Here is a 23,495-nt window from a genome sequence, read left to right as displayed (position 1 = left end):
ATACCTTATCGTTGTGCCATCGTGGTTTGCGTTGCACATTTCACATCGCCAACCCACGCCGCGCCGCGTGCTTTTTCCAGATCCAGATCGGCTTCACATACCCCGCCATTGGCAGAAATTAACGTAATAACCGGATACTTTTTATCAATATCGATAGCAAACTCACCTTTTGCATCCGTACGTGTTTTACCGATGTGGTTATGAATATCGGTATTTGCAGCCAACTGTCCATCGGGATAACGAATGCGACCGAATACGGTGACCATGCTTTTCACTTCAGGGTTGATAACGCCAACGTTGCCCGGATAAAGCGTCAGTTCCTGTTTTCGCCCTGAAACAATATCGAAGCTGTCTTCAGAATTTTTATCATTAAGGATCTCCAGCTTGTACTGAGCATAAGGCGGCAGTGCAATGAAGTTTGATTTACCGCTGAGACGATAATTGCGGTTATTAATCTTCGCAGCCAGTTTCCCCTCGCCGGTCAAATCTGTTTTTACGATAACGCCAGAACGCTGCCTCTCTTTACTCAGACCGAAGTCTTTACCTGCCCATGCCAGAGAACCTTGGGAAGAGAAGTTCATATTGGTGGAGTTGTCAGCAGAACGTGTTACCGATACGGTGCCAGCGTTATATTTCGTGTCATAACTTAGATTGCCGTTTACCGAATAATTATTGTCGTAATTCTGTTCGCCACTCAGACGCGTTGATGCCGACAATCCGACCGATTTAATCGGGCCCTCAGCATACTGCTTGCGCGCGCTGAGATTACCCTGAGTACTGCCATAGCGATCCCGGGAGACGCCCATGCTCAACCAGGATGCCAACGGCAACGATAAATCCAGGCTGACATAACGTTCCTGTCGCCCATCGTCATTTCGGTTGTTGTAGTAATAACGCTGAATTCCTGCACGTAACCCAATCGTGGCATACCTTCCCGAATAGAGAGTCGTGTTGTAATCCAGATTACGGTATTTATTGCCTGAGTAACGATTCTCCGTCTGACTAACGGTGAGTGAACCACCATGAGGAATAAACTTTCCGAGGTTAAGAGTTCCGCCAATGGAATAGTTATCACGCTCCTGCATAGGCAAGCGATCGCCAATTTTACTGTCTTCACGAGATGCCCAAAGGGAACCATATCCCTCAGGGACATTGAGATTAATGTTACTGATGTTTCGCCATGATGAATCGTTCGCTACCAACATCTGATTGCCAATACTGACGTATTCATTCACATTCAGCGTGACATCCGTTTCATTAACCGCATTGTTGTCAAAACCGTAGAGCGTGGACTTCAGGCCCAGCCCCGACAATATTGCCAGCGTCACCGATGCGGCCCCCCCGGCAATCCAGGTCTGCTCGCTGCCCAAATCCTGATAATGATTTCGCTTATAACTCACACGGTCATAATCCAGTGAGCCCCCAAACAGTTGCCACGAGAGCTGATCAATCCCAGCAGCTTGTTGGCGGGCAAAGATTTTATTAACCCTGCTGATACGACTATTAATTGTCCGGCCATTGACCACGATATCTACCGTGACGTCATAAACACCATACGGAAAACGACTGGTATCAATTTCATAACTGCCCATATTAAAGTTCTGGACGCTGAGCAAACGCCCATCACGGAAGACATGAACCTCGCCAGCGGCTGGCAAAAATACGGTAATCGGCGTGAGTGAAAGCGCGGTATTCTCAACAACCGTACTTCCTTTGTTTCCGTAGCTCACACCGTAAATTTTCCCGCCATTCAGCGCATTCAGGCTGGCGATAGACTGGACATTCCAGGTGTCGAGCATCCCGAGCGCCAGTCGATAACCGTCATAATCACGCTCATACATCGCACGATAGAGTTTACTGGTGCCGTTGCTGTCGCCGATGCCGTAAAACGAACCGTTAATGTTGATATGGTGCTCACGCAGCGATGTTGTGTTGTCCACCGTCAGATAGCTGCGGGTACTGCTGCCATTATGATAATCGTTGTAGTAGGTACCAAAGTTATAGTTCAGGACGTTAGAGAGAGACTCCACGCTGGAAGGTCCAAGCAGGCTACTGCGTGCGACAATCGCTTCAGTTAACGCATCTTTGCTGACAATCATCTCCAGGTGAAATGAAGAAACGTTGAGCTGCAGGCGTGCATTGTCCGATAGCTCGATACTGGTGTTATCGTGAAATTTCACATCACGAATTTTTTCTACCAACGCACGAGTTTTTCCAGATAACACGGCATTATTAGGCAACTCAGCAAGAGTCAGGGCTTTAACTGTAATATTGCCATCAACAAGCGAAATCACCGCATCGGCAATTTTTTGCTGACTTTTCTCATCAGTCTCGTTGTAACGTATATATACCGGCACCGTCATTCCCTGCTCCAGTGAACGGGCGAAAGCGCTGGGAATAACGTAATTACCCACTTTTACTGGGGCTGCATGTGAAGTTCCTGGTGTCAGCGCAAGAAAAAGACAAATGCTACCGCCAACAATATATGTTGTTGTCATATGCATCCTTACAATCCGGTATTTTTATTTATCCCGTACAGATGGCTGCCATTGACCATCACTTCACTGTAATAAACTGCTTACCGTGCCAGATACCGATGCGTGAGCGGCTATTACTAATGTCGGTGAACTGCAGTTTTATTTTTGTACCTGGCATAATGTAATAACGTTCACGACAGCCCCGTCCCTGATCGCGAGCATTATCTTTGCAAGCCCCATAGGCGATTACTCGAAATGAAACATTGCCAGTATTGCTAATAACATCACCATTACGGTTATATTCAAAACGCTCTTTTCGCGGCGCAACGACCAAGATTGTGCCAATTTCTGCTGACGCTGTCGCAACAGCCAATTTATTGGCCCTGGTTTCCGCGCTCTCGGTGACCGGCTCATCTATCCATTGCAGACGATAATAACGCTCGATATCATCAACTGGCCCTTTATAAAAGAAGCGAAAAACATCCTTTGCCTGACCAGGCAGAATTAGATTGGCAGGCGTAGAGAGTAATTCCCCGGAATTAACGGGTTTTATTTCGACTCCGCCCGCTAAAGGTGATGACAGTTGTTTTACCGATACGCTGACATAACGAGCCGAATCTGTCGTATTAGTAATTTCTTTCGATAATGAACTCTCAGAAGAAGTCATTATCGACGTGATATCACCAACGTTAATTGCCCAGCTGGAAAAAGAGATTACCAACCCTACCAACATTGCTGCCGGTAAATATTTATTCATGACACCATTCCTGATAAATTCGGGAGAATTTCTCCTCCCGAAATTTTATTTCTTAGGCGGACGGAGTCGTCCAGGTTGCATTGAACTGTACTTTTACATCACCAGTCCAATAGCCGTCTGGCAGTGCAGAGTAATCCGTTACCGGCGTGCTACCATCAGAAGTCGCAGACGCAATGGTGAATTTGAAGTTGGATTGATCGCTGACGCGGTCAGCACCGTTGTAAGCGCCATCAGCCATCAGGCTTTCAAGACCAGAAGTCGAGCTGGAATTTACCAGGACAGTATCTGATGAATTGGTCAACGCGGTGCCATTCCATGCCACCCCTACGTTCAGGGTAGACGCATCGCCACTGGCGTTGGTCAGAGTATTGCTAATAATCTGAGCGGTCAGTTCAAAATCAGTTGCCGTTTCCTGGCCCTGAATAGTCACATCAAACGCGCCATCCTGGGAGTTGAAGCCATTCAGACCTTCCGCATACTGGAAAGTCAAAGAGTTCAGCGGAGTGACGACCAACATGCTGGTGGTATCTTTTGTTGCCGTCGCGTCCCACGAGGCCGTTGCAGAAGCAGTGACATCTGCCATTGCATTTGCCGCAACAAATACAGACGCCAGAGAGGTCACTAATAATAATTTTTTCATTTTTATCTTCTCCTAAGAACAAACTCACCACCGAGTCTTATTATTAAGTCACTCCAGCGGTTCCATTAATTGCGAGCCAGAATTGCCGCGCCCAAAAATTATCATTTGAATTAAGTAACATCTCAACAAACCCTGAAACGCAAAAATTACAAAAAGACTAAGAATTTTCCCACTAAAACGATAATCTAAGAAGTTTCCTAAGTTTAATTTGCTTAAATAACACCATGAACCAGAACTATCCCCCAAATAAATAAGACAAATCAAACAATTCATCTTTTTTATGTTTTTGATAAATATCAAAAAGATCATACAAATACCACGAGAGCAAAACCCTTACAAAACATAAAGATAATTAACACCTCCATAGTTTCTCTATAATGCTTATTATTTGTTGCAATTATGCTAAATTTTTAACGCCGCAAGAAAATTCTCATGATATATCCATTTGCGAGGGAATATTCTTATAAAAAAATCATTCACCTACAGAAACCACATTCTAATTGATAATTATTTGACAAAATTAAAACCAGGAATTTTCCATATAAAATGAATATTCCTGGCTTATCAGGAGAGATAATGATTATCGTTAAATAGAAAATTAGATAAAACGTTTTAAACCAAGATAACTATTAATAGTTACGGTACGTACCCTATGTAAGGTAATCAAATTCTGCTGTTCAAGTGATTTTAATGAGCGGCTAACGGTTTCAATTTTAAGATCGAGATAACTGGCAATTTCCTCCCGAGAAAATGGCAAGCGAAGCGTCGTTTCTGGCCTGCCGATGCGCAAATGCATCTCGTAAAATTCCACCAGGAAAGCCGCGATCCTGGCCTCAGCATGTTTATTCGCATAGCGCCGCAGTTTTTCAACAATGAATCCATTGTCCCTGCAGAGAAACTTGATGACTGCGGCAGCAACCGAAGGCTCCTTATCTGCTACCTTGAACAATCGCGCAATATCAATGTGGCAAACCTCTGCAGCCGTTGCGGCCTGGATAGTTGTCAGATACTTCCCTCCTTCGACAGCATCCAGCGCCATGATATCTCCCGGAACATAAAAGCGGCTGATAAAAACGTTATCGCCACATTCCACGCTGGACTTGCAGTACCCCTCATGGATAACAAAAAGCATATCCGCGGTTTCATCCTGCCGAGCGAGTATCTCCCCAGCTTTAAACCGCCTTCTTTTGTCTATTAATTTGTATTGATTATCACGGTCAATTGCCGCTCCCTTTGGGCACAGCGAACAATGACGGGGAGGAAACGGGTTGCCAAGCGGCACAACAGGAATACTAAGTTTGTGAATATCCGATTTCACGCAACAACTCCTCATAAAAATGAGATTGATTCTAATAGATCGGGCCATGGGAACAATACGTGAAACGAAGACCAGGAAAATTCATGCTGGCAGGGAAAATTCTGTGATACGTCGCCTTTCGGGCGCTGGTGAGAGCATAGGTCAAAAACAGACTGATGCGGATGATGTTAAAACGCAGGATAGAAAAATAAATGCGGCAGCGAAGTGAAGGTTAGAATTAAGCGGGAGATGCCTTAATAGCTTTAAAATTAAGAGCGCTATTATGGCATCGCCCGTTTTCAATTACGCCCGGATCGTGTCGTCACCGAAGCCAATCCACTTATATGTGGTCAGTGCTTCCAGCCCCATTGGGCCACGCGCGTGCAGTTTTTGCGTGCTCACCGCCACTTCCGCCCCCAGTCCAAACTGACCGCCATCGGTAAAACGGGTGGAAGCATTCACATACACGGCAGAAGAGTCCACTTCATTCACGAAACGGTTGGCGTTGCTGAGCGTGCGCGTCAGTATGGCGTCCGAGTGCTGGGTACCGTGTTCGCGAATATGGGCGATAGCACCATCCATATTTTCGACCACCACAACGTTCAGATCCAGAGACAGAAACTCGTTATCCAGCTCTTCCGGTTTTAGTGGCACCAGTTTGGCAGGGCCATGCAGAACTTGCATCACGATTTCATCACCGTGCAGCGTAACACCGCTATCCGCCATCTTTTGGCTTAACGCAGGCAGGAAACGCTCAGCAATATCCTGATGTACCAGCAGATTTTCTACAGTGTTACAGGTGCTTGGACGCTGGGTTTTGGCGTTAACGATAATCTTCAGGGCCGGGGCGATCTCCGCGGTATCATCAACATAAATATGGCATACGCCAATACCGCCGGTGATGACCGGGATGGTCGACTGTTCACGGCACAGCTTATGCAGACCCGCGCCACCGCGAGGGATCAGCATATCGATGTACTTATCCATTCGCAGCATTTCGGCGACCAGCGCGCGGTCCGGGTTATCAATTGACTGTACGGCAGCCGCGGGTAAACCGCAGGCTTCCAGCGCCTTTTGGATAACCGCCACGGTGGCGGCGTTGGTCCGGTAGGTCTCTTTCCCACCGCGCAGAATCACCGCATTGCCGGTTTTCAGGCACAGGGAGGCAACGTCAACGGTGACGTTTGGACGCGCTTCATAAATCACGCCAATCACGCCCAGCGGGACGCGACGACGCTCCAGACGCAGACCGCTATCCAGCAGGCCGCCGTCAATCACCTGCCCTATCGGGTCGGCAAGATTACAGACCTGGCGCACATCGTCAGCAATCGCTTTCAGACGCGCCGGCGTCAGCGCCAGGCGGTCGAGCATCGCTTCGCTCAGGCCATTGGCTCGCGCCTGCTCAACATCTTGTATGTTCGCGCTGAGGATGCTTTCCGTTTGCGCTTCCAGCTCATCAGCAATGGTTTCCAGTACGCGATTTTTTTCGCGACTGGAGAGCAGCGCCAGCTTGTATGACGCGGCTTTGGCAGCAATGCCCATTTGTTCCAGCATATGCCTGTTCCTTAACGGGTGATCATGTCGTCGCGATGGACAGCAACCGGACCGTATTCATAGCCCAGGATGGTGTCGATCTGTTGTGAGTGGTGTCCGGCAATACGGCGCAGCGCGTCACTGTTATAGCGGGTGACGCCGTGGGCAATATCGCGCCCTTCGAGATTGCAGATGCGGATCACTTCACCACGAGAAAAGTTACCTGTCACGCTTTTAATGCCTTTTGGCAGTAATGAGCTGCCGCGTTCCAGAATTGCTGCGGTCGCGCCCTCATCGACGGTAATCTCTCCGGCAGGCGGAGCGCCGAAGATCCAGCGTTTACGGTTCTCCAGCGGAGAGGCTTGAGCATGAAAACGCGTCCCAACGGAAACGCCTTCCATCACGTCGCCAATCACGCCCGGCTTGCTGCCTGCGGCAATAATGGTGTCAATCCCGGCGCGGCATGCGACATCGGCGGCCTGCAGTTTTGTGCCCATGCCGCCGGTTCCCAGACCTGAGACGCTATCCCCGGCAATGGCGCGCAGCGCATCATCAATGCCGTGCACGTCTTTAATCAGCTCAGCCTGCGGGTTGGTGCGTGGATCGGCGGTGAACAGCCCCTGCTGATCGGTCAACAGCAGCAGCTTATCGGCTCCAGCCAGAATTGCCGCCAGCGCGGAGAGGTTGTCGTTATCGCCGACTTTAATCTCGGCGGTCGCTACGGCGTCATTCTCATTAATGACAGGAACAATGTTGTTATCTAGCAGCGCGCTGAGCGTATCGCGGGCGTTGAGGAAGCGCTCTCTGTCTTCCATATCTGCACGCGTCAGCAGCATCTGCCCGATATGAATACCGTAAATCGAGAACAGCTGTTCCCACAGCTGAATCAGTCGGCTCTGCCCGACCGCCGCCAACAGCTGTTTCGAAGCTATCGTTGCCGGGAGCTCCGGGTAACCAAGATGCTCACGTCCGGCGGCAATCGCACCAGAGGTAACGATAACAATACGATGCCCTGCGGCATGAAGCTGCGCGCACTGGCGAACCAGTTCTACGATGTGGGCGCGGTTCAGGCGGCGGGATCCGCCCGTTAACACACTGGTGCCAAGTTTTACCACCAGCGTCTGGCTGTCACTCATGATTCTCTGCCATTCAAAATTGGGGAAAATGATATCAAACGAACGTTTTAGCAGGACTGGCCCCGGTTGCCAACAACCAGCGCACAAAGCATGAAATTTTATTGCGCAGGATCAGCAAGCGTAGCGGCAGATTTTGACGCATTTATTACAGAAACAAAAAAACATCCTTTTTTAAAAATATTCTTACTTTGTCATAAAACGTTCATTGCCAGACGTTAAAAACCCTCCTGTCTTTTAACGGGGATCACACCCAGTGAATATTAGCGCGTACTTTTAATCAGGAATGAAAATGAAAAAGAGCACTCTGGCATTAGTGGTGATGGGAATTGTTGCATCAGCATCCGTACAGGCAGCGGAAGTGTATAACAAGAATGGTAATAAGCTGGACTTGTACGGCAAAGTAAAAGCCATGCATTACATGACGGATTATGACAGCAAAGATGGTGACCAAAGCTATATCCGTTTAGGTTTTAAAGGCGAAACGCAAATTAACGATCAACTAACCGGTTATGGTCGTTGGGAAGCAGAGTTTGCCGGCAATAAAGCTGAAAGCGACTCTAACCAACAAAAAACACGTCTGGCCTTCGCCGGTGTGAAATTAAAAGATTTTGGCTCGTTTGATTATGGTCGTAACCTGGGTGCGCTGTATGACGTGGAAGCCTGGACCGATATGTTCCCGGAATTTGGTGGCGACTCCTCCGCACAGACCGATAACTTTATGACCAAACGCGCCAGCGGTCTGGCAACTTACCGTAACACCGACTTCTTCGGCGTCGTGGATGGCCTGGATCTGACCCTGCAATACCAGGGTAAAAACCAGGATCGCGATGTGAAAAAACAGAACGGCGACGGTTTTGGTACTTCTGTTACCTATGACTTTGGCGGCAGCGATTTCGCGGTGAGCGGCGCTTATACCAACTCCGATCGAACCAACCAGCAGAATCTGCAAACTCGCGGTACGGGTGATAAAGCTGAAGCCTGGGCAACCGGCTTAAAATATGATGCTAACGATATTTATATTGCGACGTTCTATTCTGAAACACGCAATATGACGCCAATTTCCGGCGGCTTCGCCAATAAAACACAGAACTTCGAAGCGGTTGTTCAGTACCAGTTTGACTTTGGTCTGCGTCCGTCGCTGGGTTATGTGCTTTCTAAAGGGAAAGATATTGAAGGCGTCGGCAATGAAGACCTGGTGAATTATATCGACGTGGGCGCAACGTATTATTTCAACAAAAATATGTCCGCGTTTGTTGATTATAAAATCAACCAGTTGGATAGCGATAATAAACTGGGCATCAACGATGATGACATCGTTGCTGTCGGTATGGTCTACCAGTTCTGATATAGCATAAAAAAAATGCCGGATGGGGTTGCGCCGCCATCCGGCATTTTACTGTTCATTATGCCGTTAACTTAACCGGTTCATCCTTAAAGTCGTCAGCAGGTTCCAGCGCCAGATTCAGCGTCGTTAACAAGCCACGTAATTTTTCATGGAATTCACGTAAGGTGTATTCCAGTCGCTCTACCACTTCAGTCTCTTTCACCGGCACCGCCGTCCAGTTACCGTCTTTATCAAACAAACCAAACTGATAGCTGTACGTGAAACGTTTTTCCTGCGCCTCCAGTTCCATCCACCAGCCCCAGAACTCGCGTTTCTCAGGGGCGGGTTTCACGTTGACGCAAACAGCCAGACAATCGAAAAAAAATCGATTATCTTCGCACTGCCCTTCCCGGATATACGGGCCAAGCGCGGTGAATTTCTTGATCAATCTACTTTTCGGATGCCCACTCGGTAACGTCATTACGATCTCCTTAGGTGAAGCACCTGTTTTACCAAATCGCTAAAATTTAGCAAACTTTTAACACAATCTCTGATTGATCCAACCGGTTATTTCCTGCAACCCTTTGTCAAAATTGCGATACACCGGGTTGAAGGGGATCTCCAGTAGCTTACCGTCTGAAGATGAAGATGTGATTAAACGTGACTCTTCTTCCGGGCTAAACGGATCGTTCTTCCAGAATCCCGAGAGCATTGGCGTCGGGCAGCGTCGCCCCAGCAGGCCCTGCACTTTTAATGAATAGCGATTAAGTTCAACGCGCAGCGCTTCATCGGAGGCGTCATGCATCCCCAGGCGGCTAGCCAGTACATCAAGGTACATTTCCGGGACGCTCGCCTGACGCTGCGGGTCGCTAAGCAGCGCATGAACCACTGGCCCCAGACAGGCCACCGCCTTCAGACGCGATGATTCCAGATACGCCAGACGTACCGCTACGTTAGCGCCAAAGCGGAAACCGAAGGCCGCCACGCGGGTGTGATCCACCCAGGGAACATTAGGCAGCGCTTTTAATACATGCTGATGCAGCAGGCTGGAATCCTGAGTCAGTTTCCATTTTGACGAGAACCCAACCGACGGCATATCCAGCGTCAGCATGGCTATACCCCGTGGGGCAAAATAGCGCTCATACAGGGTGTAGTAATCCGTTTGCATGGAATCGAGACCACCACACATCAGCACCGTCGGGAACGGACCGTCACCTTTTGGCATATGTAAGAAGCCGGTGATCGGCGCACCGCCAGCGACGGGAAACTCCATCTCACGCAGCGTGCCCGGCAATCGCTGTGCGGCCTCTTCATAGGCGCGATTCGCCAAAGCCTGTGCCTGCTCTGCCAGCTCATCGCCTTTCAGGTGTGGGTAAGCGGCAATGTTGTACAACGTAGACGCATGCAGCCAGTGGCGTCCGCTCACCTGCGGATCCTCTTCCATAGACGCTTTCTGTTGCCAGTCCATCGCCTGCTTCGCCCATTCATAGATCCAGTTCCCACCGCGATAGCCGATAACCGTATCGTAGAGTTCTTTATCTGTACGCTCGGCTTCGCTCATCACGATACGTGCCTGCACCTCAAGGATTTCGCGCGGGTCGACGCCGCGCCAGATCCACATCAGGCGATTCACCATGCGATACCAGTGCGGAATGGTTTTGCCATCCAGGGCAGATTGTACGGACGGCTGCGCGCCGTGATTAAAACGACGAACCAGTGTTGACGTTTCAGGGTGTTTGAAGCGGGGTTTAAACAGGACTTCGCTGAGGTTAGCCTGTGACATGATTGCAGCCTCCATGAGTACTCACTAAGGCATAGTGTAACCTGACACAGCACAAAAAGAACAACGCCTGGCAGTTGCCAGGCGTTGAAAACTTTTTAGATTAGCGACCAGAGATCGGCGGGACGAACACTACGCCCATATCCCACGGCTGCTCAATCCAGGTATCCTGAGGGATATCAACAACATAATCATTCACCAGCGGGCGACCAGCCGGCTTAGCGAAGATAGTGACGAAATGCGCTTTAGGATACATTTCGCGGATCGCAACGGCGGTACCACCGGTGTCAACCAGGTCATCGATTACGATGAAACCTTCACCGTCGCCTTCGGCACGCTTCAGCACTTTCAGTTCGCGCTGGTTGTCGTGATCGTAGCTGGAGATGCATACGGTATCGACATGACGAATACCCAATTCACGCGCCAGCAATGCGCCCGGCACCAGACCACCACGGCTAACGGCAATTATGCCTTTCCATTGTTCAGAAGGCATCAGGCGGCTTGCCAGTTTACGTGCATGGATCTGCAACATGTCCCAGGTGACGACGTATTTTTCGCTCATGTGAAGTGTCCCAGCCTGTTTATCTACGGCTTAAAAAGTGTTCGAGGGGGAAATAGGTTGCGCGAGATTATAGAGATCTGACGCACTAAAAACCAGTGTTTCGCGGAATCCGCGCCTCTTTTTGCATGCTTTATGCTAGCCGTCAGCGGAGAAAGTGGTATTCTCAATCGCATCGCGCAAGCCTGACTTGTGGTGTTTTTAATTCTGCTAACCCCGTGGCCTGCAAGCAAGTTTTGTAGGACATCGCCAAGGAGACTCAACGTGTCTGAACTGTCTCAATTATCCCCGCAACCGCTATGGGATATTTTTGCCAAAATCTGTTCTATTCCTCATCCGTCCTATCATGAAGAGCAGCTCGCTGAACACATTCTGAGCTGGGCCCAAGAGAAAGGTTTCCACGTCGAGCGCGATCAAGTCGGTAATATCCTGATTCGCAAACCCGCTACCGCAGGCATGGAAAACCGCAAGCCGGTCGTTCTGCAGGCGCACCTGGATATGGTCCCGCAGAAAAACAACGACACCGTGCATGACTTCACTAAAGATCCTATCCAGCCTTATATTGACGGCGAATGGGTGAAAGCCCGTGGCACTACGCTGGGTGCGGATAACGGCATCGGTATGGCGTCTGCGCTGGCCGTTCTGGCTGATGACAGCGTAGTACACGGTCCGCTGGAAGTGCTGCTGACCATGACCGAAGAAGCGGGTATGGATGGCGCGTTTGGTCTGCAGGCTAACTGGCTGCAGGCAGATATCCTGATCAACACCGACTCAGAAGAAGAAGGTGAGATCTACATGGGTTGCGCAGGCGGTATCGACTTTACCTCTAACCTGCCGCTGTCCCGTGAAGCAATCCCGGCTGGATTCCAGAGCTTTAAGCTGACGTTAAAAGGCCTGAAAGGCGGTCACTCCGGCGGCGAAATCCACGTGGGTCTCGGTAACGCGAACAAACTGCTGGTACGCTTCCTGGCGGGCCACGCTGAAGAGCTGGATCTGCGTCTGGTTGATTTCAACGGCGGTACGCTGCGCAACGCGATTCCGCGTGAAGCCTTTGCCACCCTCGCCGTGGCCGCAGATAAAGTTGATGCGTTAAAAGCGCTGGTCAACACCTATCAGGAAATCCTGAAAAACGAACTGGAAGCCAAAGAGAAGAACCTGGCTCTGCTGCTGGATGCCGTAACTCAAGACAAAGCCGCGCTGACCGCTCAGTCTCGCGACAGCTTTGTGCGTCTGCTGAACGCCACCCCGAACGGTGTAATCCGCAACTCTGACGTCGCCAAAGGCGTGGTAGAGACCTCTCTGAACGTCGGCGTTGTCACCATGACTGACGACAACGTTGAAATTCACTGCCTGATCCGTTCCCTGATCGACAGCGGTAAAGACTACGTGGTGAGCATGCTGGATTCACTGGGTAAACTGGCTGGCGCGAAAACCCAGGCAAAAGGCGGATACCCAGGCTGGCAGCCGGATGCTAACTCTCCGGTTATGCACCTGGTTCGTGAAACCTATCAGCGTCTGTTCAACAAAACGCCGAATATCCAGATCATCCACGCTGGTCTGGAATGTGGTCTGTTCAAGAAACCGTATCCGGATATGGACATGGTTTCCATCGGGCCAACTATCACCGGTCCGCACTCCCCGGATGAGCAGGTTCATATCGAAAGCGTCGGCCATTACTGGACGCTGCTGACTGAACTGCTGAAGTCTATTCCGGCGAAGTAAGATTCTGCGCTAATTGCCGGATGGCGCTGCGCTTATCCGGCCTACACGCTGGTTTGTAGGCTGGATAAAGTTTTTACGTAGCCATCTGGCCTGCACGCTGGTTTGTAGGCCGGATAAGGCGTTTACGCCGACATCCGGCAATTGTTCTGAATCACAGCCCCAATAGCAGTTGTCTTTCCATTTGTGGATCCAGCAGCGTGACGTGTAATCCCACCAGCCTGACACCTCGCCCTCCCCTACGCTCGTCCCAGGTCTTACGCGCTGTCGTAATTAAGTCATCTTTATTTAAGCGCGGCCAGACGTGCTCCTGCGTAGTCTGCTGAAAATCATTAAACTTGAGTTTTATCCCCTGGCGAGCGATCAGCAGATCCGGCTTTACCTTTGCCAGACGCCGTTCCAGTTCAGGATAGAGCCGTTCAATTATCGCCTCACACTCCGACCACTCGTGAATATCTTCCGCCAGCGTACGTTCCACGCCGACGGATTTACGCAGCCTGTCGTTGTTGACGTCCCGCTCGTCAATCCCCTGACAGCGCTCCCACAGCACGCGACCAAACTTGCCGAAGCGTTTGAGCAGCATTGCCAGGTCGTATTTTTGAACATCTTCGCAGGTACGTAATCCCATTGATTCCAGCTTAGCGGCGGAGACTTTGCCAACGCCGGGAATTTTACCTAACGGTAATGTTCTGAGAAATTCAGGAACATCGGCAGGGGTAATCACATATTGCCCATTGGGTTTGTTGAGATCGGAGGCTATTTTTGCCAGAAATTTTACCGGCGCAATTCCGGCAGAGGCGGTTAACTGTAACTCGTTAAAAATTGTCTGACGGATTTCCTGAGCGATCAACGTAGCTGAGCCGTGGCAGTGGGTGCTGTCGGTCACATCCAGATAGGCTTCATCCAGCGAAAGGGGTTCTATCAGCGAGGTATAGCGAGAGAAAATAGCCTGAATCTGGCGGGAGGCTTCTTTATAGGCCTCGTAACGACCAGGTAATAAAGTGAGATGCGGACACAGCTTTAATGCCATTCCCGTTGGCATTGCGCTACGCACGCCAAATTTGCGCGCCGGGTAATTGGCCGTGCTGATGACCCCCCGACGTTCACGACTGCCGCCAATAGCAATGGGAATGTCGCGCAGGGCGGGGTTGTCGCGCATTTCCACCGCCGCGAAAAAGCAGTCCATATCGACATGTATGATTTTGCGCATCGTTTGTCTCCCACATCACTGTTTAAGTATACAGTATTTTTATGTTGTGAGAAGTCTGGTTGTACCTAATGCTGGGCCGTTCCAGACCCATTATCCATCCAGCACGAATAAGACCCAATGAAGCGCAGTAACCAGCAAAATACGCCAGTGTCTGACTGCCTTTAAGCGCAATTTTCCGTATAAAGAAAAACTAAAGTGTAAACGCCGCACGAGAGACTTGCGAAAAACTCTCTTGGTGCTAATGTGAGCGCTCCAGATCCAGATTTATCCGATTTGGGGATTCTTTTTGCCGTCCTGGCGTGTGTGATCGTTTTATCAAGGAATAAGCAGTATGCGTAAAATCGCATTTTTTCTTGCGATGCTTTTATTGCCGTGCGTTTCATTTGCCGGTTTGCTGAGCAGCAGCAGCCCGACTACGCCTGTCAGCAAAGAATATAAGCAGCAATTAATGGGCTCCCCCGTTTATATCCAGATCTTCAAAGAAGAGCGAACCTTAGATCTGTACGTCAAGATGGGCGAACAGTATCAATTGCTCGACAGTTATAAGATCTGTAATTATTCCGGTGGCTTAGGTCCGAAGCAGCGTCAGGGTGATTTCAAAAGTCCGGAAGGGTTTTACAGCGTACAACGTGGACAGCTGAAACCAGATAGTCGCTTCTATAAAGCGATTAACATTGGTTTCCCTAATGCCTATGACCGCGCACACGGTTATGAAGGTAAGTACCTGATGATCCACGGTGCCTGTGTTTCCGTCGGCTGCTACGCAATGACCGACAACGGCATTGATGAGATTTTCCAGTTTGTGACCGGTGCTCTGGTGTTCGGGCAGTCCAGCGTACAGGTTAGCATTTACCCGTTCCGCATGACCGATGCCAACATGCAACGCCATAAGTTCTCGTATTACAAAGATTTCTGGGCCCAGTTAAAGCCGGGATACGATTACTTTGAACAAACACGTAAACCACCGACCGTTTCTGTCGTCAATGGTCGTTACGTCGTCAGCAAGCCGTTGAGTCACGAAGTGGTTCAGCCGCAACTGGCATCAAACTACACGCTCCCCGAGACAAAATAATGCCCACTCGCCTGGCATAATCTTTTGCCAGGTTTCATTGCCGGTTAACGGTTGAGTGGCAATCACGGTGACCACATCATTGGGTGTGGTCTCTGAGCTAAAATCGATTTCCACGTCCTGATCCAGCAATGTCGCCACGCCAAACGGCGCACGACGCGTGATCCAAAACAGGTTGGTCGAACAGAAGGCCATCACATAGCGTCCGTCAGACAACAGCATGTTGAAGACGCCCTTCTCCCGCAGCTCTCCTGCCAGCATTGCGATATATTTAAACACTGCCGTCATATTGCCAGGCGTGCGCGGATAACGCTCCGTCAGCTTGTGGAGCAGCCAGCAGAAAGCTTTTTCGCTGTCGGTTTCCCCGACCGGGCGGAAATTTCCGGTTTCCAGCGATTTATAGCCACTGAGCTGTCCATTATGAGCATAGGTCCAGTTGCGTCCCCACAATTCGCGGGTAAAGGGATGGGTATTTTCCAACGCCACTTCGCCACGGTTCGCCTGACGAATATGGGCAATCACGGAACAGGATTTGATGGGGTAGTCTTGTACCAGTTTGGCGATAGGCGAATTAAAGCTGGGTTGCGGATCTTTAAACGTACGGCAGCCCTTACCTTCATAAAACGTAATACCCCAGCCGTCTTTGTGCGGCCCGGTCCCTCCGCCGCGCTGAACCAGCCCGGTGAAGCTAAAGCAGATATCGGTTGGCACATTGGCGCTCATCCCGAGCAGTTCGCACATACATCACCTACCTTAAAACCGTGAACTGCCTGATGGCGCTGCGCTTATCAGGCCTACGTGGCGCTCATGTAGGCCGGATGAGGCTTCAGCCACCATCCGGCAATCGTCTTCTTATGGTTTAACCATCTCTTTTTCGATCAGTTGGATCAGGATATGGATCACTTTGATATGAATTTCCTGAATACGGTCAGCGTAGCCAAAGTGCGGCACACGAATTTCGATATCCGCGCTGCCCGCCATTTTTCCGCCATCTTTACCGGTCAGGGTGATCACTTTCATCCCTTTCTCACGCGCTGCGGCAATCGCTTTAATTACGTTACCGGAATTACCCGAAGTCGAGATGCCTAGCAGGACATCACCTTCACGACCCACGGCTTCTACGTAGCGAGAGAACACATAATCGTAACCAAAATCGTTGCTGACGCAGGAGATATGGCTAACGTCAGAGATAGCGATAGCAGGGTAACCAGGACGGTTTTCACGATAGCGTCCGGTCAGCTCTTCGGCAAAGTGCATCGCGTCGCAATGGGAACCGCCGTTACCGCAAGAAAGTACCTTACCGCCCGCTTTAAAGCTGTCTGCCAACAGAACCGCCGCGCGCTGAATGGCGTGAATATTGGCGTCATCTTTAAGAAAATTAGCCAGCGTTTCCGCCGCTTCGCTCAGTTCGTTACGAATAAGATCCTGGTACATGAGGATATCCTTCAGCATGAATGTAAATGACAAGACGCAGTGTACCGGATAGCGCTACCTGCGAGAAGTCCAAGCCACAGGAATGGCTGTCGCTTTTGATTTTTTGTGCCGGTTAAAACAGCAACAATGTGAGCTTTGTTGTAATTATTTTGTAAACACATTGCTAAAAGAATTTACATCCACTACAAACATATCATCACAAGTGGTCAGACCTCCTACAAGCAAGGGAGCTTTTCGTTATGATGATTTTGAGTATTATCGCTACGGTTGTTCTGCTCAGCGTTCTGTTTTATCACCGCGTGAGCTTATTCCTCAGCAGTTTAATTTTGCTCGCCTGGACGGCTGCGCTTGGCGTGGCTGGCCTGTGGTCAGTCTGGCTGCTGGTTCCTCTGGCCATTATCCTCGTGCCGTTTAACTTTACGCCGATGCGCAAATCCATGATCTCTGCGCCGGTGTTCCGCGGTTTCCGTAAAGTCATGCCACCGATGTCGCGTACTGAGAAGGAAGCGATTGATGCCGGTACAACCTGGTGGGAGGGTGACCTGTTCCAGGGCAAGCCTGACTGGAAAAAACTGCATAACTATCCTCAACCGCATCTGACCGCTGAAGAACAAGCGTTTATTGATGGTCCAGTGGAAGAAGCGTGCCGCATGGCGAACGACTTCCAGATCACTCACGAACTCGCGGATCTGCCGCCGGAACTGTGGGCATATCTGAAAGAACACCGCTTTTTCGCGATGATCATTAAGAAAGAGTACGGCGGGCTGGAATTCTCAGCATATGCTCAGGCTCGCGTTCTGCAGAAACTCTCCGGCGTTTCCGGGATCCTGGCGATCACCGTTGGCGTACCTAACTCATTAGGCCCAGGCGAACTGCTGCAACATTACGGCACCGAAGAGCAGAAAAATCATTACCTGCCGCGTCTGGCTCGCGGTCAGGAGATCCCATGCTTTGCTCTGACCAGCCCGGAAGCAGGCTCCGACGCAGGGGCGATCCCTGATACCGGTGTGGTTTGTATGGGCGACTGGCAGGGCCAGCAGGTGCTGGGTATGCGCCTGACCTGGAACAAACGTTATATTACGCTGGCGCCTATCGCCACGGTACTGGGTCTGGCATTTAAACTCTCTGATCCGGAAAAACTGCTGGGTGGTGAAGAAGATCTCGGTATTACCTGTGCGCTGATCCCAACCTCAACGCCGGGTGTACAAATTGGGCGTCGTCACTTCCCGCTGAACGTGCCGTTCCAGAACGGTCCGACCCTCGGTAAAGATGTGTTTGTACCGATTGATTACATCATCGGTGGTCCGAAAATGGCCGGTCAGGGCTGGCGAATGCTGGTGGAATGTCTGTCTGTGGGACGTGGCATTACCCTGCCGTCTAACTCGACGGGCGGCGTGAAATCGGTCGCGATGGCCACCGGCGCGTATGCGCACATTCGTCGCCAGTTCAAAATCTCCATCGGCAAGATGGAAGGTATTGAAGAACCGTTGGCACGTATTGCCGGTAACGCCTACGTGATGGACGCTGCGGCATCACTGATTACCTACGGCATTATGCTGGGTGAAAAACCGGCGGTGCTGTCGGCTATCGTGAAATATCACTGTACCCACCGCGGGCAGCAGTCAATCATCGATGCGATGGATATCACTGGCGGTAAAGGCATTATGCTTGGCGAAAGCAACTTCCTCGCCCGCGCTTATCAAGGTGCGCCAATCGCCATTACCGTTGAAGGTGCCAACATTCTGACCCGTAGCATGATGATCTTCGGTCAGGGTGCTATTCGCTGCCATCCGTATGTTCTGGAAGAAATGGCTGCGGCACAGAGTAACGATGTGAATGCGTTCGACAAGCTGCTGTTCAAACACATCGGTCACGTTGGCAGTAACAAAGTGCGCAGCTTCTGGCTTGGTCTGACGCGTGGCTTAACCAGCAGCACGCCAACCGGCGATGCGACCAAACGTTACTACCAGCACCTTAACCGTTTGAGCGCCAACCTGGCCCTGCTTTCAGATGTGTCCATGGCCGTACTGGGCGGTAGCCTGAAGCGCCGCGAACGTATCTCCGCGCGTCTGGGCGATGTGTTAAGTCAGCTGTATCTGGCCTCTGCGGTACTGAAACGTTATGACGATGAAGGCCGTAATGAAGCGGACCTGCCGTTGGTTCACTGGGGCGTTCAGGATGCGTTGTACAAAGCGGAACAGGCGATGGACGATCTGCTGAAAAACTTCCCGAACCGTCTGGTCGCGGGCTTGCTGAACGTGGTTATCTTCCCGACCGGTCGCCACTACGACGCACCATCTGACAAGCTGGACCATAAAGTCGCGAAGATTTTGCAGGTTCCGAGCGCGACTCGTTCTCGTATTGGTCGCGGTCAATATCTGACGCCAAGCGAGCATAACCCGGTTGGTTTGCTGGAAGAGGCGCTGCTGGATGTCATTGCAGCCGACCCTATCCACCAGCGGATCTGTAAAGAGTTGGGTAAAAACCTGCCATTTACCCGTCTCGACGAACTGGCGCACAATGCGCTGGCGAAAGGGCTGATTGATAAAGATGAAGCCGCGATTCTGGTGAAAGCCGAAGCGAGCCGCCTGCGCAGTATCAACGTGGATGACTTTGAACCCGAGGAGCTGGCGACTCAGCCGGTAAAGCTGCCAGAGAAAGTGCGTAAAGTCGAAGCCGCATAACGATATACGCACAACGTTTAGCCCCGCTTAATGCGGGGCTTTTTATTGCCACATTTTCATTAATGCTCATGCTACAGTGTCAAAATGTTGTTCAACGAGGAGCCTCGATCGTGCCTGGTTTGAAAATTACTCTGCTGCAACAACCCTTGATCTGGATGGATGGCCCGGCCAACCTGCGCCATTTTGACCGACAACTGGAAACCGTCGCCGGACGTGATGTCATCGTGTTGCCCGAGATGTTTACCAGCGGATTTGCCATGGAAGCGGCAAATAAATCGTTGCCGCAAGAAGAAGTCGTAAGCTGGATGCGCGTCAAGGCGCAACAGACCAACGCCCTGATCGCGGGCAGCGCTGCTATCCAGTCTGAACGCGGCCCGGTAAACCGCTTTTTTCTGGTTGAGCCAGAAGGTAATGTGCATTTCTACGACAAGCGCCATCTGTTCCGCATGGCGGACGAGCATCAGCATTACCATGCAGGTGACGCGCGCGTTATTGTTGAATGGCGCGGCTGGCGCATTCTGCCGTTGGTCTGTTATGACCTGCGTTTTCCGGTATGGTCGCGTAATCGCAACGATTACGACCTGGCGTTGTATGTTGCCAATTGGCCTGCGCCGCGTTCGCTGCACTGGCAGCTTCTGCTTGCCGCACGGGCGATTGAGAACCAGGCTTATGTAGCAGGATGTAACCGCGTGGGCACAGACGGTAACGGGCATCATTATCGCGGTGACAGCCGGGTGATTAATCCGCAGGGTGAGATTATTGCCACCGCCGAGCCGCATCAGGCCACGCGCATTGACGCCGAACTGTCACTCTCAGCGCTGCGAGAGTATCGCGAGAAGTTTCCCGCCTGGCAGGACGCCGACCCGTTTACGCTATAACTATCGCCTTCACTCCCGCTGCACTACGTTTCCTGTGGCGGGATTGTTTCACTCCGTAACCAACCGCAAAACAAATTCGCGTGGCGACATGCGGCGGGCATCGTATTCTGCAAAGGATAATCACTCGTAACCAGCGAGTGGCAGACAATGTCGATAATTTCCTTATCAGGATTTCAATAATGAAGAACTTCTTACGCATGACTTTGCTGGCGGCTACCTTAGCGGGCGCTTCTTTTAGTACGCTTGCAGCAAACGTATCCAATGTTCCTGCTCCAGCTCAGGACCCGGTCGTTCAGCATCTTAAGCTGACCAACGACCAGGTGGCGCAGATTAAAAAACTGCACCAGCAGCTTGAAACCAACGTAAGCCAGATTTCGGTGAAAGATGTTAAAGACGGCGCGTTGATTGACGTCATCAAGTCCGGGAAATGGGATGAAGCTGCCGTTCAGAAACAGCTTTCTGCGTTCAGCAACATCGAACAGCAGGCGCGTTATTATCGCGTAAAATACTATTTCGACCTGAACAAAGTGCTGACCCCAGAACAGCGCCAGCAGGTGCAAAAAGATATCGCACAGACGCTGAGCGAGTAATTGTCAGAGCCTGAGTCAGCAATGATTCAGGCTTTTCGGTAAAATTTCCTGCTCAAACAGAAAGCCCTGTACAGCATCTGCGCCGCTCATACGGCAAATGGCATAATCCTGTGGCGTTTCTACTCCCTCAATGACAACCCGCTCACCCAGCCCACGAAATTGATTGACCAGAACCCTCAACTGCCACTCCGATGTTCTGAACTGATGAAACATTCCACTTTCAATTTTGATGGCATCGAAACGGATGCCCGACAGCCGCCAGACAAAAAATAGCTCAGGCGAAACATCATCCAGCCACACGCGAAACCCGTGACGCACCAGCGTTTTTACGGCAATGCATACGGCCTGCTGCTCTGCCTTATCCAGGCGCATCATGGAGCCCGGATCCTGAATTTCAATAACAATCCTCCCCTGATGCACCTGCTTTGTGAGACGTGTGATCCATGACAGACTGGTCAGCATCCTGACGGATAAATTCAGCGAATAGCTTCCAGAGAGGGCCAGCACCCGCTGCATTTGCCATAGAAAAAGCTGCTGTTTTGCCGTGATGGAAAGGTGCTTGAAAAACAAATCCAGTGGGAGCGGTGTGCGTACCTGACTTAACACCTCACAGACATCCAGCGATGCGTCATCAAAAAAATGAATGCGCTGCAAACGGATCCCGGTGATCCGCAGCAGCTCGGCGTTGCGGGGAAGTTCTGGCACATAACGGGCCTGTTCGCTGAAACTGTTCATATCATTCCATTATTTTATTAAAAGGACGTCGTGCATCCTGCAGCCACGGGATACGGCGATCGTTTGGGTATATCAGGCAAAAGTGCGTCGCCAGACGATGCGCCTCGACCAGGTCGCGCTGTTGCAACGCCAGTAAGATTTGCGTGAAGGAGACATTAGGGTCTGGGTGAACGCGCACATAATCAGGCGCCCAGCGGCGAACTGCCTCCAGCCAACGTACGTCCCGGGTACGCTGATACCGTTGCAGATACCCCATCTGGACATCAAACCGATAGCGACTGGTAAGAAGCCAGCCTCCGACAGGGAGCGGTTCGGCAAGATGCCACTGTGTTGACTGCCTCTCCGCCAGCGTCAATTGCTGTTGCGTGTGCAGCGTGAGAAGCAGCAATGGCGCGACGGTCAGTAACGAGATAAACCCTGCCGCGCGAATCAGCGACGTCGACGTAAGCGCCAGGCGTATTCCCGTTCGCGCGCTGTCTGCACATCGAAGCAACAGGATCAACAGCAGCCAGTGTGGCGTTGACTGCCTAACGGGGTATTCCGTCAACATATGAATAACCACCGGCAGTGCCGCCACCAGGCAGGCGCGACGCCAGCAATTACCGTGCAGCCAGAGCCATAAACCACCCGCTATAAAACAGAGTGCCCCTGCCAGCCCAACCAGACCGCCCTCCACCAACCACAGCACCAGTTCGTTGTGCGGATGCGAAATGCTGCCCAGCCCCAATGGCCCCGCGCGTTCGAGAAACACGGCAGCAAAACTGCCCACGCCCCACCCCATCCACGGGCGTTCGGCAAATAATGCCAGCGACGTTTTCAACACCGTCCAGCGCACTTGAGAAGTCGTCAGATGATCGACCGTGACCACGGACAAAAAATGGCGAGCGGCTGCGCCTGTCGCCATACCTAACGCTAACGGCAGGAGAAGTAGCAGCAGCGTACGGCGCTGCGCCGGGAAAACCAGCAGCAGCAGCAGCACTTCACCGACGACCAGAGACAGGTAGCCGGTTTGCGACTGAGATTCATGCAGCACAAATCCCATCATTATCAGGCCTATCCCAATGGCAATTCGATACCCGCGGTGCAGACGTAAAAAGAGCGGCGCTGACAGCAGCACACCGCATGCCGTGAAGCTGGCCATCAGGTTGACCTGCTGAAATATCCCGTAGGGTCGCGTACCGCGCCGCCAGGCAAACTCCCAGTATTCAACGCCCGGCAAATGCCAGTACTGATAGACAAACGCCAGACATTCAATGACGCACGCTCCCCATAGCAGAGCCAGCAGTGCCGTTAGGGTGTTTGCCGTGAGCGGAATTTGTAATGTGACCAGATAGACGCTCACACCGCCCAGTAACGCCCCCGCCACCAGCAGTGCCTCGGCCTGCCAGACATCAGGCGTTAGCAGGCAAAGCAACGTCAGGATGAACGCCCCGACTGTAAAACCCGCAGCGGGCACAGTGATGCGCCAGCGTTGACGAGGCACCAGCATCAATACGCTTGCAGACAGTACAACAGCGTAGATCCAGCTCGTAATATTAAGCGGCAACGACAGACCGCTGCCGCCGTTGTTCGGCCAGTAGAGATGCATGACTCCACACCAGAAAAACAGACTAATACCGAGCAATAATTTCTGCGCAGGCAGCGGCGCAATGCGATTCAGTACGTTCATCATG

The 23,495-nt window shown here is 51.2% G+C and carries 20 protein-coding genes; 6 read left to right on the top strand and 14 right to left on the bottom strand.

The genetic code is table 11. The annotated features are described in order from the left end of the window. Nucleotides 1-5: 5 nt before the first annotated feature. The 6 genes from OGY10_RS06895 to proB form a co-directional block, all read right to left on the bottom strand. On the bottom strand, nucleotides 6-2,498 hold the full coding sequence (locus OGY10_RS06895; RefSeq protein ID WP_286576528.1) for a CS1-pili formation C-terminal domain-containing protein: 2,493 nt from the start codon (nucleotides 2,496-2,498) through the stop codon (nucleotides 6-8). A gap of 58 nt (nucleotides 2,499-2,556) precedes the next feature. Then, a complete protein-coding gene (locus OGY10_RS06890; protein ID WP_286576526.1) occupies nucleotides 2,557-3,234 on the bottom strand; it encodes an EcpB family pilus assembly chaperone in 678 nt (225 codons plus the stop codon). A gap of 52 nt (nucleotides 3,235-3,286) precedes the next feature. Continuing rightward, the gene (gene ecpA, locus OGY10_RS06885) at nucleotides 3,287-3,874 is read right to left on the bottom strand and encodes a common pilus major fimbrillin subunit EcpA (protein WP_003830835.1); all 588 of its coding nucleotides are present in this window, start codon (nucleotides 3,872-3,874) and stop codon (nucleotides 3,287-3,289) included. 598 nt (nucleotides 3,875-4,472) lie between these two features. Then, a complete protein-coding gene (locus OGY10_RS06880; RefSeq protein WP_286576524.1) occupies nucleotides 4,473-5,192 on the bottom strand; it encodes a Crp/Fnr family transcriptional regulator in 720 nt (239 codons plus the stop codon). Nucleotides 5,193-5,474: 282 nt separating this feature from the next. Continuing rightward, the gene (proA, locus tag OGY10_RS06875) at nucleotides 5,475-6,725 is read right to left on the bottom strand and encodes a glutamate-5-semialdehyde dehydrogenase (RefSeq protein WP_286576522.1); all 1,251 of its coding nucleotides are present in this window, start codon (nucleotides 6,723-6,725) and stop codon (nucleotides 5,475-5,477) included. Between the two features lie 11 nt (nucleotides 6,726-6,736). Further along, nucleotides 6,737-7,840 (bottom strand): glutamate 5-kinase, encoded by a 1,104-nt coding sequence (gene proB, locus OGY10_RS06870; RefSeq protein WP_286576520.1) that lies wholly within the window; start codon nucleotides 7,838-7,840, stop codon nucleotides 6,737-6,739. A 289-nt stretch (nucleotides 7,841-8,129) separates the two neighbouring features. Between proB and phoE the strand changes: the two genes are divergently transcribed. After that, nucleotides 8,130-9,185: a phosphoporin PhoE gene (gene phoE, locus OGY10_RS06865; protein ID WP_003830831.1), complete on the top strand. Its 1,056-nt coding sequence runs from the start codon at nucleotides 8,130-8,132 to the stop codon at nucleotides 9,183-9,185. 58 nt (nucleotides 9,186-9,243) lie between these two features. On the opposite strand, the gene crl is transcribed toward phoE, so the two are convergent. The 3 genes from crl to gpt all read right to left on the bottom strand — a co-directional run bounded on the left by crl (nucleotide 9,244) and on the right by gpt (nucleotide 11,506). After that, a complete protein-coding gene (gene crl, locus OGY10_RS06860) occupies nucleotides 9,244-9,645 on the bottom strand; it encodes a sigma factor-binding protein Crl (RefSeq protein ID WP_008783790.1) in 402 nt (133 codons plus the stop codon). Nucleotides 9,646-9,702: 57 nt separating this feature from the next. Then, nucleotides 9,703-10,947: an esterase FrsA gene (frsA, locus tag OGY10_RS06855; RefSeq protein ID WP_048214870.1), complete on the bottom strand. Its 1,245-nt coding sequence runs from the start codon at nucleotides 10,945-10,947 to the stop codon at nucleotides 9,703-9,705. Nucleotides 10,948-11,047: 100 nt separating this feature from the next. After that, the gene (gpt, locus tag OGY10_RS06850) at nucleotides 11,048-11,506 is read right to left on the bottom strand and encodes a xanthine phosphoribosyltransferase (RefSeq protein WP_003031380.1); all 459 of its coding nucleotides are present in this window, start codon (nucleotides 11,504-11,506) and stop codon (nucleotides 11,048-11,050) included. A 261-nt stretch (nucleotides 11,507-11,767) separates the two neighbouring features. Between gpt and pepD the strand changes: the two genes are divergently transcribed. Continuing rightward, complete coding sequence (gene pepD, locus OGY10_RS06845; protein WP_008783788.1) at nucleotides 11,768-13,225, top strand: cytosol nonspecific dipeptidase; 1,458 nt, start codon at nucleotides 11,768-11,770, stop codon at nucleotides 13,223-13,225. Nucleotides 13,226-13,376: 151 nt separating this feature from the next. Here the strand turns inward: pepD and dinB are convergent, their stop codons facing one another. Continuing rightward, entirely contained in the window at nucleotides 13,377-14,432 is a 1,056-nt protein-coding gene (gene dinB / locus OGY10_RS06840) for a DNA polymerase IV (protein WP_032942425.1), read from the bottom strand. A 331-nt stretch (nucleotides 14,433-14,763) separates the two neighbouring features. On the opposite strand from dinB, the gene dpaA reads away from it, so the two are divergent. Continuing rightward, on the top strand, nucleotides 14,764-15,504 hold the full coding sequence (gene dpaA / locus OGY10_RS06835; protein WP_008783787.1) for a peptidoglycan meso-diaminopimelic acid protein amidase: 741 nt from the start codon (nucleotides 14,764-14,766) through the stop codon (nucleotides 15,502-15,504). On the opposite strand, the gene OGY10_RS06830 is transcribed toward dpaA, so the two are convergent. Further along, nucleotides 15,475-16,242 carry a class II glutamine amidotransferase gene (locus tag OGY10_RS06830; protein WP_003031388.1) on the bottom strand — a complete coding sequence of 256 codons (768 nt, stop codon included), beginning with the start codon at nucleotides 16,240-16,242 and terminating at the stop codon, nucleotides 15,475-15,477. The genes dpaA and OGY10_RS06830 overlap by 30 nt on opposite strands. A 111-nt stretch (nucleotides 16,243-16,353) precedes the next feature. Further along, nucleotides 16,354-16,935: a D-sedoheptulose 7-phosphate isomerase gene (gene lpcA, locus OGY10_RS06825; protein ID WP_003031390.1), complete on the bottom strand. Its 582-nt coding sequence runs from the start codon at nucleotides 16,933-16,935 to the stop codon at nucleotides 16,354-16,356. A 239-nt stretch (nucleotides 16,936-17,174) separates the two neighbouring features. Here lpcA and fadE point away from each other — a divergent pair, with 239 nt between their 5' ends. The 3 genes from fadE to OGY10_RS06810 all read left to right on the top strand — a co-directional run bounded on the left by fadE (nucleotide 17,175) and on the right by OGY10_RS06810 (nucleotide 21,087). Continuing rightward, nucleotides 17,175-19,619 carry an acyl-CoA dehydrogenase FadE gene (gene fadE, locus OGY10_RS06820; RefSeq protein ID WP_003830821.1) on the top strand — a complete coding sequence of 815 codons (2,445 nt, stop codon included), beginning with the start codon at nucleotides 17,175-17,177 and terminating at the stop codon, nucleotides 19,617-19,619. A 110-nt stretch (nucleotides 19,620-19,729) separates the two neighbouring features. Beyond that, entirely contained in the window at nucleotides 19,730-20,497 is a 768-nt protein-coding gene (locus OGY10_RS06815; RefSeq protein WP_267449261.1) for an amidohydrolase, read from the top strand. Between the two features lie 179 nt (nucleotides 20,498-20,676). Next, nucleotides 20,677-21,087, top strand: a complete 411-nt coding sequence (locus OGY10_RS06810) for a Spy/CpxP family protein refolding chaperone (protein WP_003830819.1) — start codon at nucleotides 20,677-20,679, stop codon at nucleotides 21,085-21,087. A 15-nt stretch (nucleotides 21,088-21,102) separates the two neighbouring features. On the opposite strand, the gene OGY10_RS06805 is transcribed toward OGY10_RS06810, so the two are convergent. Together OGY10_RS06805 and OGY10_RS06800 are read right to left on the bottom strand one after the other, a co-directional pair. Continuing rightward, nucleotides 21,103-21,822, bottom strand: a complete 720-nt coding sequence (locus OGY10_RS06805; protein ID WP_048236084.1) for an EAL domain-containing protein — start codon at nucleotides 21,820-21,822, stop codon at nucleotides 21,103-21,105. A gap of 1 nt (nucleotide 21,823) precedes the next feature. Continuing rightward, a complete protein-coding gene (locus OGY10_RS06800) occupies nucleotides 21,824-23,494 on the bottom strand; it encodes an O-antigen ligase family protein (protein ID WP_286576514.1) in 1,671 nt (556 codons plus the stop codon). Nucleotide 23,495 lies beyond the last annotated feature (1 nt).

It is taken from the genome of Citrobacter sp. Cpo148 (assembly GCF_030332375.1).
GTDB classification, from domain to species: Bacteria; Pseudomonadota; Gammaproteobacteria; order Enterobacterales; family Enterobacteriaceae; genus Citrobacter; species Citrobacter portucalensis.
The sequence above is the reverse complement of the archived record's forward strand: the minus strand, read 5'-3'. Positions and strand labels throughout refer to the sequence as shown.

Bases quoted from the DNA above. Each gene is read 5' to 3' on its own strand.
- OGY10_RS06895 (WP_286576528.1), bottom strand. From the start codon at position 2,498: ATGACAACAACATATATTGTTGGCGGTAGCATTTGTCTTTTTCTTGCG.
- OGY10_RS06890 (WP_286576526.1), bottom strand. From the start codon at position 3,234: ATGAATAAATATTTACCGGCAGCAATGTTGGTAGGGTTGGTAATCTCT.
- ecpA (WP_003830835.1), bottom strand. From the start codon at position 3,874: ATGAAAAAATTATTATTAGTGACCTCTCTGGCGTCTGTATTTGTTGCG.
- proA (WP_286576522.1), bottom strand. From the start codon at position 6,725: ATGCTGGAACAAATGGGCATTGCTGCCAAAGCCGCGTCATACAAGCTG.
- proB (WP_286576520.1), bottom strand. From the start codon at position 7,840: ATGAGTGACAGCCAGACGCTGGTGGTAAAACTTGGCACCAGTGTGTTA.
- phoE (WP_003830831.1), top strand. From the start codon at position 8,130: ATGAAAAAGAGCACTCTGGCATTAGTGGTGATGGGAATTGTTGCATCA.
- crl (WP_008783790.1), bottom strand. From the start codon at position 9,645: ATGACGTTACCGAGTGGGCATCCGAAAAGTAGATTGATCAAGAAATTC.
- frsA (WP_048214870.1), bottom strand. From the start codon at position 10,947: ATGTCACAGGCTAACCTCAGCGAAGTCCTGTTTAAACCCCGCTTCAAA.
- gpt (WP_003031380.1), bottom strand. From the start codon at position 11,506: ATGAGCGAAAAATACGTCGTCACCTGGGACATGTTGCAGATCCATGCA.
- dinB (WP_032942425.1), bottom strand. From the start codon at position 14,432: ATGCGCAAAATCATACATGTCGATATGGACTGCTTTTTCGCGGCGGTG.
- dpaA (WP_008783787.1), top strand. From the start codon at position 14,764: ATGCGTAAAATCGCATTTTTTCTTGCGATGCTTTTATTGCCGTGCGTT.
- OGY10_RS06830 (WP_003031388.1), bottom strand. From the start codon at position 16,242: ATGTGCGAACTGCTCGGGATGAGCGCCAATGTGCCAACCGATATCTGC.
- lpcA (WP_003031390.1), bottom strand. From the start codon at position 16,935: ATGTACCAGGATCTTATTCGTAACGAACTGAGCGAAGCGGCGGAAACG.
- fadE (WP_003830821.1), top strand. From the start codon at position 17,175: ATGATGATTTTGAGTATTATCGCTACGGTTGTTCTGCTCAGCGTTCTG.
- OGY10_RS06810 (WP_003830819.1), top strand. From the start codon at position 20,677: ATGAAGAACTTCTTACGCATGACTTTGCTGGCGGCTACCTTAGCGGGC.
- OGY10_RS06805 (WP_048236084.1), bottom strand. From the start codon at position 21,822: ATGAACAGTTTCAGCGAACAGGCCCGTTATGTGCCAGAACTTCCCCGC.
- OGY10_RS06800 (WP_286576514.1), bottom strand. From the start codon at position 23,494: ATGATGAACGTACTGAATCGCATTGCGCCGCTGCCTGCGCAGAAATTA.